Source organism: Streptomyces sp. NPDC002130 (assembly GCF_040296465.1).
Lineage (GTDB): Bacteria > Actinomycetota > Actinomycetes > Streptomycetales > Streptomycetaceae > Streptomyces.
Map to the genome: position 1 here is coordinate 1 of NZ_JBEOXI010000230.1, position 12,909 is coordinate 12,909.

The 12,909-nt window shown below is 69.6% G+C and carries 11 protein-coding genes; 5 read left to right on the forward strand and 6 right to left on the reverse strand.

The window, feature by feature from the left end; all coding sequences use genetic code 11:
- The first annotated feature begins 165 nt into the window (after positions 1-165).
- Genes ABT116_RS32370 through ABT116_RS32385 form a run of 4 tightly spaced genes read left to right on the forward strand, consistent with a single transcriptional unit; the run spans position 166 to position 4,721 of the window.
- Complete coding sequence (locus ABT116_RS32370) at positions 166-1,479, forward strand: ABC transporter substrate-binding protein (RefSeq protein ID WP_351641090.1); 1,314 nt, start codon at positions 166-168, stop codon at positions 1,477-1,479.
- Positions 1,480-1,510: 31 nt separating this feature from the next.
- Complete coding sequence (locus ABT116_RS32375; RefSeq protein WP_351641074.1) at positions 1,511-2,494, forward strand: carbohydrate ABC transporter permease; 984 nt, start codon at positions 1,511-1,513, stop codon at positions 2,492-2,494.
- Positions 2,491-3,378, forward strand: coding sequence for a carbohydrate ABC transporter permease (locus ABT116_RS32380; protein ID WP_351641076.1), 888 nt, complete (start codon positions 2,491-2,493; stop codon positions 3,376-3,378). Before ABT116_RS32375 ends, ABT116_RS32380 begins: the two co-directional genes overlap by 4 nt.
- 26 nt (positions 3,379-3,404) lie before the next feature.
- Positions 3,405-4,721: a glycoside hydrolase family 36 protein gene (locus ABT116_RS32385; RefSeq protein ID WP_351641078.1), complete on the forward strand. Its 1,317-nt coding sequence runs from the start codon at positions 3,405-3,407 to the stop codon at positions 4,719-4,721.
- 62 nt (positions 4,722-4,783) lie between these two features.
- On the opposite strand, the gene ABT116_RS32390 is transcribed toward ABT116_RS32385, so the two are convergent.
- The 4 genes from ABT116_RS32390 to ABT116_RS32405 all read right to left on the reverse strand — a co-directional run bounded on the left by ABT116_RS32390 (position 4,784) and on the right by ABT116_RS32405 (position 9,567).
- Positions 4,784-6,220, reverse strand: a complete 1,437-nt coding sequence (locus ABT116_RS32390) for a GH1 family beta-glucosidase (protein ID WP_351641079.1) — start codon at positions 6,218-6,220, stop codon at positions 4,784-4,786.
- A gap of 93 nt (positions 6,221-6,313) precedes the next feature.
- Positions 6,314-7,222, reverse strand: a complete 909-nt coding sequence (locus ABT116_RS32395; RefSeq protein WP_351641080.1) for a carbohydrate ABC transporter permease — start codon at positions 7,220-7,222, stop codon at positions 6,314-6,316.
- A 12-nt stretch (positions 7,223-7,234) separates the two neighbouring features.
- Positions 7,235-8,242 carry a carbohydrate ABC transporter permease gene (locus ABT116_RS32400; RefSeq protein WP_351641092.1) on the reverse strand — a complete coding sequence of 336 codons (1,008 nt, stop codon included), beginning with the start codon at positions 8,240-8,242 and terminating at the stop codon, positions 7,235-7,237.
- Between the two features lie 5 nt (positions 8,243-8,247).
- The gene (locus ABT116_RS32405; protein ID WP_351641082.1) at positions 8,248-9,567 is read right to left on the reverse strand and encodes an ABC transporter substrate-binding protein; all 1,320 of its coding nucleotides are present in this window, start codon (positions 9,565-9,567) and stop codon (positions 8,248-8,250) included.
- A 409-nt stretch (positions 9,568-9,976) separates the two neighbouring features.
- Here ABT116_RS32405 and ABT116_RS32410 point away from each other — a divergent pair, with 409 nt between their 5' ends.
- Positions 9,977-11,032: a LacI family DNA-binding transcriptional regulator gene (locus ABT116_RS32410; protein ID WP_351641084.1), complete on the forward strand. Its 1,056-nt coding sequence runs from the start codon at positions 9,977-9,979 to the stop codon at positions 11,030-11,032.
- A gap of 82 nt (positions 11,033-11,114) precedes the next feature.
- On the opposite strand, the gene ABT116_RS32415 is transcribed toward ABT116_RS32410, so the two are convergent.
- A complete protein-coding gene (locus ABT116_RS32415) occupies positions 11,115-11,618 on the reverse strand; it encodes an NUDIX hydrolase (RefSeq protein ID WP_351641086.1) in 504 nt (167 codons plus the stop codon).
- 21 nt (positions 11,619-11,639) lie between these two features.
- Positions 11,640-12,830 (reverse strand): MFS transporter, encoded by a 1,191-nt coding sequence (locus ABT116_RS32420; RefSeq protein WP_351641088.1) that lies wholly within the window; start codon positions 12,828-12,830, stop codon positions 11,640-11,642.
- Positions 12,831-12,909: the final 79 nt, after the last annotated feature.

The following is a 12,909-nucleotide window of genomic DNA, read 5'->3' on the forward strand; positions in this document are numbered from 1 at the left end:
CGCCAGGTCCCGTACGGGGACGCGCGGGGCCAGTTCGATGATCCGGTCGGCGAGGTAGGCGAGCCCGGCCCGGGCCCGGTCGCCGCCCTTGCGGGGCTTCTGGTCGATTGCGACTGGATTTCACGCCACACCCTCATGGCCGAACCCTGCCTTCAGGAGCAGTTCATGCACGACCTCTCTCCCTCCGGTCTCTCCCTCCCCGCAACCAGCCGCCGCACCCTGCTGCGTGGAATGGGCGGCGCGGCCCTGCTCGGCGCCGGTATACCCCTGCTGAGCGCCTGCGGTGGCAGCGGCTCGTCCGCCGACCCGAAGACGGTGAGCCTCGGCTCCAACTCGTCCGACGCCGTGCCGAAGAAGGCGTTCGCCGAGATCTACGCCGCCTTCACCAAGAAGTCCGGCATCAAGGTCGACGTGAACACCAAGGACCACAACACGTTCCAGGAGCAGATCAACTCCTATCTGCAGGGCACGCCGGACGACGTGTTCACCTGGTTCGCCGGCTACCGGATGCAGTTCTTCGCCTCGAAGAAGCTGGCCACGCCGATCGACGACGTGTGGCAGAAGATCGGCGGCAACTTCCCCGAGGCGATGCAGAAGCTCAGCAAGGGCGAGGACGGCAAGTACTACTTCGTGCCGCTGTACACGTACCCGTGGGCGGTCTTCTACCGTAAGAGCGTCTTCGCTCAGCACGGCTACAAGGTCCCGACCACCTGGGACGACTTCGTCGCCCTGTGCAAGCGGATGCAGAAGGACGGGCTGGTCCCGATCGCCTTCGGCGACAAGGACGCCTGGCCCGCGATGGGCACCTTCGACCAGATCAACTTCCGCACCAACGGCTACGACTTCCACGTCGAGCTGATGGCCGGCAAGGCCTCCTGGACCGACCCCAAGGTGCGCAAGGTCTTCGACCACTGGACGGAGATCCTGCCCTACCACCAGGAGGGCGCGGTGGGCCGCACCTGGCAGGACGCGGCGCAGTCGCTGGTGGCCAAGAAGGCCGGCATGTACCTCCTGGGCACCTTCGTCGGCCAGCAGTTCACGAACAAGGCCGACCTGGACGACCTCGACTTCTTCGCCTTCCCGGAGATCGACCCGCAGTTCGGGCAGGACACCGTCGAGGCGCCGACCGACGGTTTCATGCTCTCCAAGGCCCCGAAGAACCGCGACGGTGCCGTCAAGCTCCTGGAGTACCTGGGCACGCCGGAGGCCGAGCAGATCTACCTCAAGGCCGACTCCAGCGTGGTGGCCGCCTCCACGAAGGCCGACACCGCCTCCTACACCGCGCTGCAGAAGAAGTCCTTCGAGATGATCTCCGGCGCGAAGAGCCTCACGCAGTTCATGGACCGCGACTCCCGCCCGGACTTCACCTCGACGGTGATGCAGCCCGCGCTGCAGAACTTCATCCGCAACCCGAAGAACGTCGACAGCATCCTCTCGTCGATCGAACGCCAGAAGAAGACGATCTTCGCCTCTTCCTGACCGAACGGAGGCTCGACGACTCGGATCCGACATGACTGCCACCCCCGCGAAGGCTCCGGAGCCGGCCGCCCCGCCGGCTCCGGGGCCCCGCCCCGCGTCCCCGCCCGCCAAGACGCCCCACGGACACCGGCGTCTGCTCACCCGCCGCGACCGTCTCACGCTCGGCCTGATGGCGGGCGTGCCCACGATCCTGCACGTCGCCCTGGTGTGGCTGACCGCGCTCGCCTCGATCGCACTGGCCTTCACGACCTGGGACGGCATCGGCTTCGACTCCATCAAGTGGGTCGGACTGCAGAACTTCAAGGAACTGTTCACCAGCAACCCGCAGTTCTGGCCCGCCGTCGAGCACAACGTCATCTGGTTCGTGGTGCTCATCGTGCTGCCCACGCCCTTCGGCCTGTTCCTCGCCGTGCAGCTGGACAAGAAGATCCGCTTCAGCCGCGTCTACCAGACGGCGTTCTTCCTGCCGGTCGTGATGTCGCTGGCGGTCATCGGGTTCGTCTGGCAGCTGATCTACAACCCGGACACGGGCCTGATCAACAGCATCATCGGCGCCAACAAGCCCGGCCACTACATCGACTGGATCGGCGACCCGGACCTCAACCTGTGGGCCATCCTGGTCGCCGCCTCCTGGCGGCACGCCGGATACATGATGATCCTCTACCTGGCCGGCCTGAAGAGCGTCGATCCCGCCCTGCGCGAGGCCTCCGCCCTGGACGGCGCCAACGAGTGGCAGACGTTCAAGAACGTCGTCTTCCCGACCCTGCGGCCCACCAACACCGTCGTCCTGGTCGTCACGATCATCGAGGCGCTGCGCGCCTTCGACCTGGTCTTCGTCTTCAACAAGGGCGCCCAGGGCACCGAGCTGCTGTCGATCCTGGTGACGAACAACATCATCGGCGAGTCCAGCCGCATCGGATACGGCTCCGCGATCGCCGTCGTCCTGCTGGTGATCTCCCTCGCGGTGATCATCCCCTACCTGATCGCCACCTTCCGGAAGGAGCGGCGCGCATGAGCACCCTGAGCGCGCTCGAAAAGCAGCGCACCCCGATCCGCCCCGCCCGGATCCTGCTGCACACCTTCCTCGTCGTCACGGCGCTGGCCTGGCTCGCGCCCCTGCTGTGGGCCCTGCTCGCGGCGATGCGGCCGTACGCGGAGACCAGCACCAAGGGCTATGTCTCCTGGCCCGACAAGCTCACCTTCGACAACTTCACCAACGCCTTCCAGCAGTCGGACATGCTGCACTACTTCGGCAACACGCTGCTGATCGCGGTCCCGGCCGTGCTGCTGACGCTGCTGCTGTCGTCGATGGTCGCCTTCTACGTCAGCCGCTTCGACTTCCGGCTCAACCTGTTCCTGCTGCTCGTCTTCACGGCCGGCAACCTGCTGCCCCAGCAGGTCATCATCACCCCGCTGTACCGGCTCTACCTGCTGATCGACCTGCCCGGCATCACCATGAGCGGCAAGCTCTACGACTCCGCGCTCGGCCTGGTGCTCATCCACGTGGCGTTCCAGTCCGGCTTCTGCGCCTTCGTGCTGAGCAACTACATGCGCTCGCTGCCGCACGAGCTGACCGAGGCCGCCCTGGTCGACGGCGCCTCCGTCTGGCGGCTGTACTGGCAGATCGTCCTGCCGCTGTGCAAGCCCGCCATGGCCGCACTCGCCACCCTGCTCTCCATCTGGATCTACAACGACTTCTTCTGGGCCATCGTCCTGATCTCCACCGGCGAGAACATGCCGATCACCTCGGCGCTGAACAATCTCTCCGGCCAGTACTTCACCGACCCCAACCTGGTCGCCGCCGGCGCCCTGCTCACCGCGATCCCCACCCTGATCGTGTACTTCGCGCTCCAGCGCCAGTTCGTCAGCGGGCTCACCCTCGGCGCCAACAAGGGCTGACGCCCGCTTCCCGAAAGAGAACCCCCGTGCACCACCCCTTCACCCCGGTCGCCTCCGTGCCGGTCGATCCCCGCAAGGCGCGCGTCCACGAGGAGGGCTGGCAGTCCTGGAGCCCCAGCGGCGCCTACGCCCTGGACGCGACGCCCCACCGCCCGACCGACGCCAACTGGGCCACGGTGTGTTACCGCCCCGGCGTCACCGTCCCGGCCGGCACCTTCCAGGGCGAGGGCCTGCTCGCGCTCGACCCCGGCGACGGCTCGCCGGCCCGGCTGTGGGCGGCGGCCGAGCCGACCCGTGAGGTGCCGTCGATCCGGCTGACGACCGGGGACGGGCGGGTCGCCGAGATCAGCGCCGACGGCCCGGTGAAGGAGTGGACCGGACCCGACATCCAGTCGCTCCTCGGCGACTGGGCCGCAGGCCTGGGCCTCGACGCGCCCCGCCCCGCACCGACCGTGTGGTGCTCCTGGTACGAGTACTTCACGGCCGTCACCGAGGACGACATCCACGAGAACCTCCGCGCGATGGACACCCTCGACCTGCCCGTCGACGTCGTCCAGATCGACGACGGCTACCAGCGTGCCCTGGGCGACTGGCTCACCCTCTCCGGCCGCTTCCGCTCCCGCGCGGGGATCGCCGAGAAGATCCGCTCCCGCGGCCGCCGCGCCGGCATCTGGACGGCCCCCTTCCTCGTCGACCCGGCGAGCGACCTGGCCGCCGCGCACCCCCACTGGCTCGTCCGCGACACCACCGGCGGCTTCGCACACGCCGGCCGCAACTGGGGCCACGACCTGCGCGTCCTGGACACCACCCACCCGGACGCGGCGGCGTACCTGACCGAGGTCTTCACGACCCTGCGCGCGGAGGGCTACGACTACTTCAAGACCGACTTCCTCTACGCGGGCGCCCTGGACGGCGTACGCCACGCCGACGTCGACGCCCTCACCGCCTACCGCGCCGGCATCGACCTGATCCGCGGGGCCATCGGCACCGACTCCTACCTCCTGGGCTGCGGCGCCCCGATGCTCCCCTCCCTCGGCCTGTTCGACGCGATGCGCGTCAGCCCGGACACGGCCCCCCACCGCAGCCCCGAGGCCGGCGACTACAGCCAACCCGGCCAGGACCCGGCCGAGTTCACGGGAGCGGCCCGCCAGTGGCAGCACAACCGCCTCTGGATCAACGACCCGGACTGCCTGATGGCCCGCCCGGCCGTCGAAACCCGCGAACAGTGGGCGGCGCACGTGGAGTCCACCGGGGGCCTGATGGCCTCCAGCGACCGCCTGCTGTCCCTGGACCCGTGGGGAGTGGAGACGACCCGCCGGCTGCTGTCGAGCACCTACCGCTGAGGCGCGGCCGGGGCGCGGCACTCCCCTAATCGTGCCGCGCCCCGCCCCCCGTCCCCCGTCGGTCAGACCGCCTCGACCTCCGGCAGCGTCCCGGTCCGTGCCGCGCGCCCGTACCAGCGGGCGCTCGTCTTCGGCGTGCGTTCCAGCGTCGCGTAGTCCACGTACACCGCGCCGAAGCGCTTGCCGTAGCCGTACGCCCACTCGAAGTTGTCCATCAGGGACCACAGGTAGTAGCCCCGGACGTCCGCGCCGTCGGCGATCGCGCGGCGGACCGCCGAGAGATGGCCGTGCAGGTAGGCGACCCGCTCCGGGTCGTGCACCCGGCCGTCGGAGTCGATCTTGTCGTCATAGGCCGCGCCGTTCTCCGTGATGTACAGCGGCAGGCCCGGCGCCTCCCGGGTGTAGCGCATGATCAACTCGTGCAGGCCGGTCGGGTCGATCGTCCAGCCCATCTCCGTGCGGTCGCCCGGCGTCTGGTGGAACGCGACGTCGTCGGCCGCCGGCCACGGCGAGTGGTCGCTCGCCCCGTGACCGTCGGCGCGCGGCGCCTTCGCCGACATGTCCGCCGCCGAGACCAGCGCGGGCGTGTAGTAGTTGAGGCCCAGCGCGTCCAGCGGCTGGTTGATCAGCTCCAGGTCGCCGTCGAGGACGTGGCCCCAGTCCGTCAGGCCCGCCGTCGCCACGTACAGCGACTCCGGGTAGGCGCCGTGCAGCATCGGCCCGTGGAACACACCGTTGGCCAGGTCGTCGATCCTGCGGACCGCGTCCAGATCCGCCGGGTCCTGCGAGAGCGGCCTGACCACCGACGAGTTGAGGCTCACCGCGACCGTGTTGCGGGCCGGCATCACCGAGCGCAGCGCCGACGCGCCCAGCCCGTGCGCCAGGTTCAGATGGTGCGCGGCACGCAACGAGGCCGCCGGGTCCGTACGGCCCGGGGCGTGCACCCCGGAGGCGTACCCCAGGAACGCGCTGCACCACGGCTCGTTGAGTGTGATCCACTGCTCCACCCGGTCGCCCAGCGCCTCGCCGACGATCTGCGCGTACTCCGCGAACCGGTACGCCGTGTCGCGCTCCGGCCAGCCGCCCGCGTCCTCCAGCTCCTGCGGCAGGTCCCAGTGGTAGAGGGTGACGGCCGGCTTGATGCCCTTGGACAGCAGCTCGTCCACCAGCCGCCGGTAGAAGTCCAGACCCTTCTGCACGGCCGGGCCCCGGCCGGTCGGCTGCACCCGCGACCACGAGATGGAGAAGCGGTAGGCGCCCAGGCCCAGCTCCGCCATCAGCGCCACGTCGTCGCGGTAGCGGTGGTAGTGGTCGACAGCGATGTCACCGTGGTCGCCGCCGGCGGTCTTGCCCGGTGTGTGACTGAAGGTGTCCCAGATCGACGGCGTCCGGCCGTCCTCCCGCACCGCACCCTCGATCTGGTACGCGGACGTCGCCGCGCCCCACAGGAAGGCGGGCGGGAAGGTCACCGGAGTGGCCGGGTTCTCGGAGTCAGGCATGGAAGCGCTCCCAAGAGGGGTCGTGTGGACCGACGGGCGGATGGGGGGAAAGGGGCCGAGGCGGCAATGGCTCGGCCCCCGGGAAAGCAGGGCTCAGCCCTTGACGGCGCCCTGCATGATGCCGCCCACGATCTGCTTGCCGAAGATCGCGAAGACCAGCAGCAACGGCAGCGTGCCCAGCAGCGCGCCCGCCATGATCAGGGACTGGTCGGGGGTGTAGCCGCGGCCCAGACCCGCGACCGCGACCTGCACGGTCGGGTTGCCGGTTTGCGTCAGCACCAGGAACGGCCACAGGAAGTCATTCCAGGTCTGCACGAACATCAGCATTCCCAGCACGGCCATCGCCGGCCGCGCGGTGGGGAACACCACATGCCACACCACACGCCAGCTGCTCGCCCCGTCGACGCGGGCCGCCTCGATGATCTCGTCCGGCAGCGCCTGGATCAGGTACTGCCGCATGAAGAACACACCGAACGCGCTCACCAAGGACGGGAAGATCACCGCCTGGAGCTGGTCGGTCCAGTCGAGCTTGGCGACCATCATGTACAGCGGAATGATGCTGAGCTGCGGCGGCACCATCATCGTGCCGATCACGATCAGCATCGCCGCACCGCGGCCCTTGAAGCGCAGCTTGGCGAAGGCGAACCCGGCGATCGTCGACAGGAACACGATGGTGAACGACGAAATGCCGGCCACCAGGGTGGTGTTGAGGAACGCCTCGCCCAGGTTGGCGTCCGTCCACGCCACTTCGAGCTTGTCGAAGAGGCCGGAGCCGAACCAGAACGGCGGCGGAGTCTGCGCGAGGCGCTGGTTGTCGCGCGAGGCGGCGATCGCCGTCCACACCAGCGGGAACAGCGAGATGACGGTGAAGAGGGCGAGGATGACGTACGCCACCGGGCCGGCGTGCAGCTGCCCGCCCGCTCGTGCGGCCTTCATGCCACGTGAGCGCTTCGGCGGCTCGGGGACCGCGTCGGCCGGGGGTTTCGTCAGGGTCGTCGTCACGGCCGGTTCTCCTTAGCTACTGGCGCGCAGCCGGCGCGAGATGACGTAGTTGACGATCCCGATCACGATGAGGATCAGGAACATCGTCCAGGCGATGGCGGAGGCGCGGCCCAGGTGCTGGTTGATCCAGCCCTGCTCGTACAGGTAGAGGCCGAGCGTCTGGAACTGGTGCTGGGATCCACCGGAGGCGCCCTTGTTCGCGTCGAACAGCAGCGGTTCACCGAACACCTGTGAGGCGCCGATGGTCGACACCACGACCGTGAACAGGATCGTCGGACGCAGCGAGGGCAGCGTGACGTGGAGGAACTGCCGCCAGCGGCTGGCTCCGTCCAGTGCCGCCGACTCGTACAGGTCCTGCGGGATCGCCTGCATCGCGGCCAGGTAGATCAGCGCGTTGTAGCCCGTCCAGCGCCAGATGATGATGCTGGACACGGCGATCTGGGACGGCCACTTGTCGTTCTGCCAGTCGACGTGGTCGATGCCCACGGTGTTCAGCACCCAGTTGATCATGCCGTAGTCGCGGCCGAAGAGCAGCACGAAGACCAGCGAGGCTGCGGCGATCGAGGTGGCGTAGGGGGCGAGCATCACCACGCGGTAGAAGGTGGAGCCGCGCAGCTTGTAGTTGAGGATGTGCGCCAGGCCCATGGCCATCAGCAGCTGCGGAACCGTGGAGATGATGCCGATGGTCAGGGTGTTCTTCGCCGCGTTCCAGAAGAAGTCGTCGTCGAAGATACGGGTGTAGTTGCGCAGGCCCACCCAAGACATGTCCGTGGGCGCCGTCAGCTCCACCTGGTGCAGCGAGGCCCAGCCGGTGTACAGCAGCGGGAACAGGCCGAACGCGAGGAAGAGCAGGAAGAACGGCGAGACGAACGCGTACGGGCTCCACCGCATGTCGCGCTGCCAGCGACGGGAGAGCCGGGCGCGCTTCTTCCGCGCCGCCTCCGCGTCGGCCGGCGGGCGGCCCGGGGCCGCGCCCCCCTCCTTCACGGGGGGCGCGGCGGTGTCGTGCCTGGTTGCCATTCCGGTCACTGGTCCAGGTTGTTGTCGATGGTCTTGACGGCCGTGTCCCACGCCTCCTTGGGCGACTTGCCCTGGGTGACGAGGATGACGCCGTTGTCCGTCAGGCCCTGCTGGATGATCTGGTCCTTCGGGCCGATCGTCTGCACCGGGCTGCTCTTGGCGGCCGCGGCGAAGATGGTGCCGATCGGCGCGTCACCGGTCATCTCGTTCTTGGCGTTCTTCACCGCCTCCGACTCGTAGGCGGCCGGGGTGCTCGGGAAGCTGCCCTGCACGGCGAAGAGCTTGGCCTGCTGCTCGGGCGCGGTCAGCCAGGCGGCCAGCTTCGCGGCCTCCTCGGCGTTCTTGCCGGACTTGGGCACCGCCAGGAAGGAACCGCCCCAGTTGCCGGACTTCGGCGACGCGGCCACGTCCCACTTGCCCTTGGCCTCCGGCTTCGACTTGCCCTTGATGTAGCCGAGCATCCACGGCGGGCAGGACATCGCGGCGAACTTGCTGTTGGCGATCGTGGTGTCCCAGGCAGGCTGGAACTGTGTCTGGTTTCCGATCAGTCCGTCCTTCGCCGCTTTGGCGGTGAGGTCGAAGGCGGCCTTCACGGCCGGGTTCGACTTGTAGATGACCTTGCCGGAGGAGTCGTAGAAGCGGTCCTTCTCACTGCTGAGGATCGCCTGGAGCAGACCGCCGGGGGAGTCGAGGAAGGTGGTGCCCTTCGGCGCCTTCTTCTTGTAGTCCTCGCCGACCTTGACCAGCTTGTTCCAGTCACCGGCCCACAGCTTGGCGACCTCCTCGCGGTCGGTGGGCAGACCGGCCTTCTGGAAGAGGTCCTTGCGGTAGCAGATGGCCATCGGGCCGACGTCCGTGCCCAGGCCGACGGTCTGACCGTCCTCGGTGGTGGCCTGCTGCCACTTCCACTCCAGGTAGTCGCTCTTCTTGCCGTACTTGGAGAGGTCCAGCAGCTTCGCGGACTGGGTCTTCACGATCTCGGCGATGTTGCCGACTTCGACGCCCTGGATGTCCTGCAGGCCGCTGTTGGTGGTCAGGTGGTTGACCAGCGTGGGGTAGTAGTTCTCGTTCCGCTCGACGACCGTCTGCTGGATGTCGACGTTCGGGTGAAGCTTCTCGTACTCCTTGTAGAGGCCGGCCTCCTCGAACCCGAAGGTGCCGAAGAGTCCCAGGGTGATCTTGGTCTTGCCGCCGCTGTCGCCGTCCGACGAGTCGGAGCCGCCGTTTCCGCCGTCGTCGGCACAGCCGGCCAGCAGCCCGGCGCCCAGCGATGCGACGGCCGCGACGACCAACGCCTTGCGGGCGGTTCGGATGCGTGCTCGCATGTCGTCCTCCTGTTGCCCTGACGTGCCGACCCCCCGGCCAACTGCTGTGTCGGACCGTTTTACGCGCTTAAGGCTCGGGCGGGGAACGTGCGGGTTGTGTATGTGTCAGGTAGTGTGGGAGCGCTCCCACCAGTGATGTGTTGAAGAGTCCCCGGTCGCGGCGGGGGTGTCAAGGGACCGGACAGGGAGAGATGCGTTCAGTTATCGGGCTGTTAACTGGACCCGGACCGGCCCCGGTTGGGTCCCGGGCCGGTTGAATCGAGCCAGTCGGACCACCGGTCGCACCGGATCGTCCGGCCGAAACGGAAGGCCGGGGCGGCGAGCCCTCGGCGACGGTCGTCACGACGGACGGGCCTGTTAAATTCCAGGCCAGTCGCAGAGTGCGGGTGTGAACGGGAAGGCGGAGCCCATGGCAACCCACGGAGCGCGGGGCCGAAGTGGTGGCCGGCCCACCCTCGAAGAGGTGGCGGCGCGCGCCGGTGTCGGCCGCGGCACCGTCTCGCGGGTGATCAACGGCTCGCCCCGGGTCAGCGACGCGACCCGCGCTGCCGTCGAGGCGGCGGTCGCGGAGCTCGGTTACGTCCCCAACACCGCTGCCCGCGCCCTGGCCGCCAACCGTACGGACGCGATCGCGCTGGTCGTGCCCGAGCCGGAGACCCGGTTCTTCGCGGAGCCGTACTTCTCGGACATGCTGAAGGGCGTCGGGGCGGCGCTGTCCGACACGGAGATGCAGCTGCTGCTGATCTTCGCGGGCAGCGACCGCGAACGCGCCCGGCTCGCCCAGTACCTGGCGGCGCACCGCGTGGACGGGGTCCTGCTGGTCTCGGTGCACGCCGACGATCCGCTGCCCGACCTGCTGGCCCAGCTGGAGATCCCGGCGGTGATCAGCGGCCCGCGCTCGGCGGCTGAGACCCTGCCCTCGGTCGACTCGGACAACTACGGCGGTGCCCGCCAGGCCGTCGAGCATCTGCTCTCCCGCGGCCGCAGCCGGGTCGCCCACATCACCGGCCGCCTCGACGTCTACGGTGCGCAGCGCCGTGTCGACGGCTACCGCGAGGCCATGAGCGACGCCGGCCTCGGGGTGGACGAGGGGCTGATCGAGGCGGGGGACTTCACGGAGGAGGGCGGGCACCGGGCCATGGCGGCCCTGCTGGAGCGCCACCCCGACATCGACGCGGTCTTCGCCGCCTCCGACGTCACCGCGTCCGGCGCCCGCCGGGCGCTGCGCGAGGCGGGCCGCCGCATCCCGGAGGACGTGGCGCTCGTCGGCTACGACGACTCCGCCATCGCCCGCCACATGGAGCCGCCCCTCACCAGCGTCCGGCAGCCCATCGAGGAGATGGGCCGCCGAATGATAGACCTCCTGCTCACCGAGGTCGCCGACCGCCGCCCGCTCGCGTCCCGCGGCCTGGAGCGCCGGCAGATGGTCCTGGCCACGGAGCTGGTGTCCCGGTCGTCGTCGTGACGCTCCCCGCCCGCGGCCGCGCCGACCGGAGCTGTCCGGGCGCGCTCGGGTGAACGGCCCACGCACAGGGGGCAGTCGGCGGCTACGTGGCGGTCGGTGAGCCGAGGCCGGGGTGGCGCCGCAGGGCATCCAGGCCGTCGGGGACGAACAGCCGTTCCCGGATCACCTCCCGGAACTCCGCCTCGCTGAACCAGTCGTGCCAGGCGATCTCGGACGGGTCGGGGGTGAGGCGCTCCGGGACGACGGCCTCGTGCACCCCGAGCCAGTACGGGCTGATCGCACCACGGCAGAGGAACGAGAACACGAACCGCACCCGGGTCCGGACGCCCAGCTCCTCCGCCAGCTCCCGGGCCGCCGCCTGCTCGTACGACTCGCCGACCGCGACGCCCCCGCCGATCAGCCAGTCGTGATGGCCCGGGAAGCGGGACAGGTGCTCCGGCCTGCGGTGCACCAGCACGCGCCCCCGTGCGTCTCGGCAGACCGTCGTCGCCACTCGGTGCAGCCAGCCGTTGCGGATCGCCTCGTCCCGGTCGACCACCCCGACCACCCGGTCCTGCTCGTCGACCCGTTCCACCGGCTCACCCATGGGTCTCACGGTCGCACGCGCTCACACCCGGGCCGGTGCCGGCCGGCGTACCAGGTACACGGCCGCGGTCACGACCAGGACCGCCATGCACGCGATGAACACCAGCCCCGCCCCCTCCAGGCCGATCGGACCGGTCAGCAGGCCGACGCCGATGACCGGGAGGGAGATGCCCGCGTAGGCCACCACGAACAGGGTCGAGATCACCGCCGCGCGCTGGTGCGCGGGCGAGGCCTCGGCCACGTCGGACAGGGCACCGCGGAACGCCAGGCCCTGGCCGATCCCGCCGACGAGCGCGCTGGCGATCAGCAGGGCCATCTGGTCCCACCGCAGCGCACCGGCGAGCAGCGCAAGACCGGCGAGGAGCCCGGCGCACCCCAGCGGCAGGGAGCGCCGTGCGCCGACCCGGCCGACCGCCAGTTGCCCGGCCGTCGACGAGAAGAAGGCCAGCGCGACGATCAGTCCGCTCACGGCGTGGTCGTCCACGTCCAGGGACTCCACGAGGAAGGCCGGACTGACCGAGGTGAACACCCCGAACAGGGCGAATCCGACGAAGGAGGCGGTGGCGGCGGGACCGAACACCGCCCGCACCCGCGGGGGCAGCGCGGGCCGCTGCGGGCGTACGGCGCGCAGCGGTTGCCGTTCCCGTACCGTCTCCGCGAGCCACAGCAGCACGGCGGCCGAGGCGGCCACCAGGGCGAGGTGGGTGGCGAACGGCAGATACAGCGGCCAGGGTGCGTACTCCGCGAGAAGCCCGGAGAGCAGGGGACCGCAGCCCAGCCCGCCCATGTTGGCCGCGGTCGCCACGAACGTGGCCCGGGAGGCACCGCCCTCGGGCGCCAGCTCCATCACGTACGCCGTTGCGGCCCCGGTGAACAGCCCGGCGGACAGTCCCGACAGCAGCCGCCCCGCGTAGAGCCAGCCGAGACCGGTGGCACCCAGGAAACAGACGGCGCTCAAGGCCGCGAACCCCAGGCCGCACAGCAGTACCGGGCGTCTGCCCACGGCGTCCGAGGCGTTGCCGACCAGCAGCAGCACACCGATCACCGCGAAGGCGTACAAGGCGTACACCACGGTCACCGTCAGCTCGGAGAAGCCGAACTTGTCCTGGTAGAGGGGATAGAGGGGAGTCGGCAGTGTGGTGCCGGCCATGCAGACCGCGAACACCGCCCCGCTGAGCACACACGCGCGCCATCCCGGGCGTCGACCGTCCATGCCGCCGACGGTAGCCAGCGTGCCGCGCCGCCCAGGAGAGGCGCGCAAAAAGCTTCAGCCGGTGGCTTCTTCGCGAAGC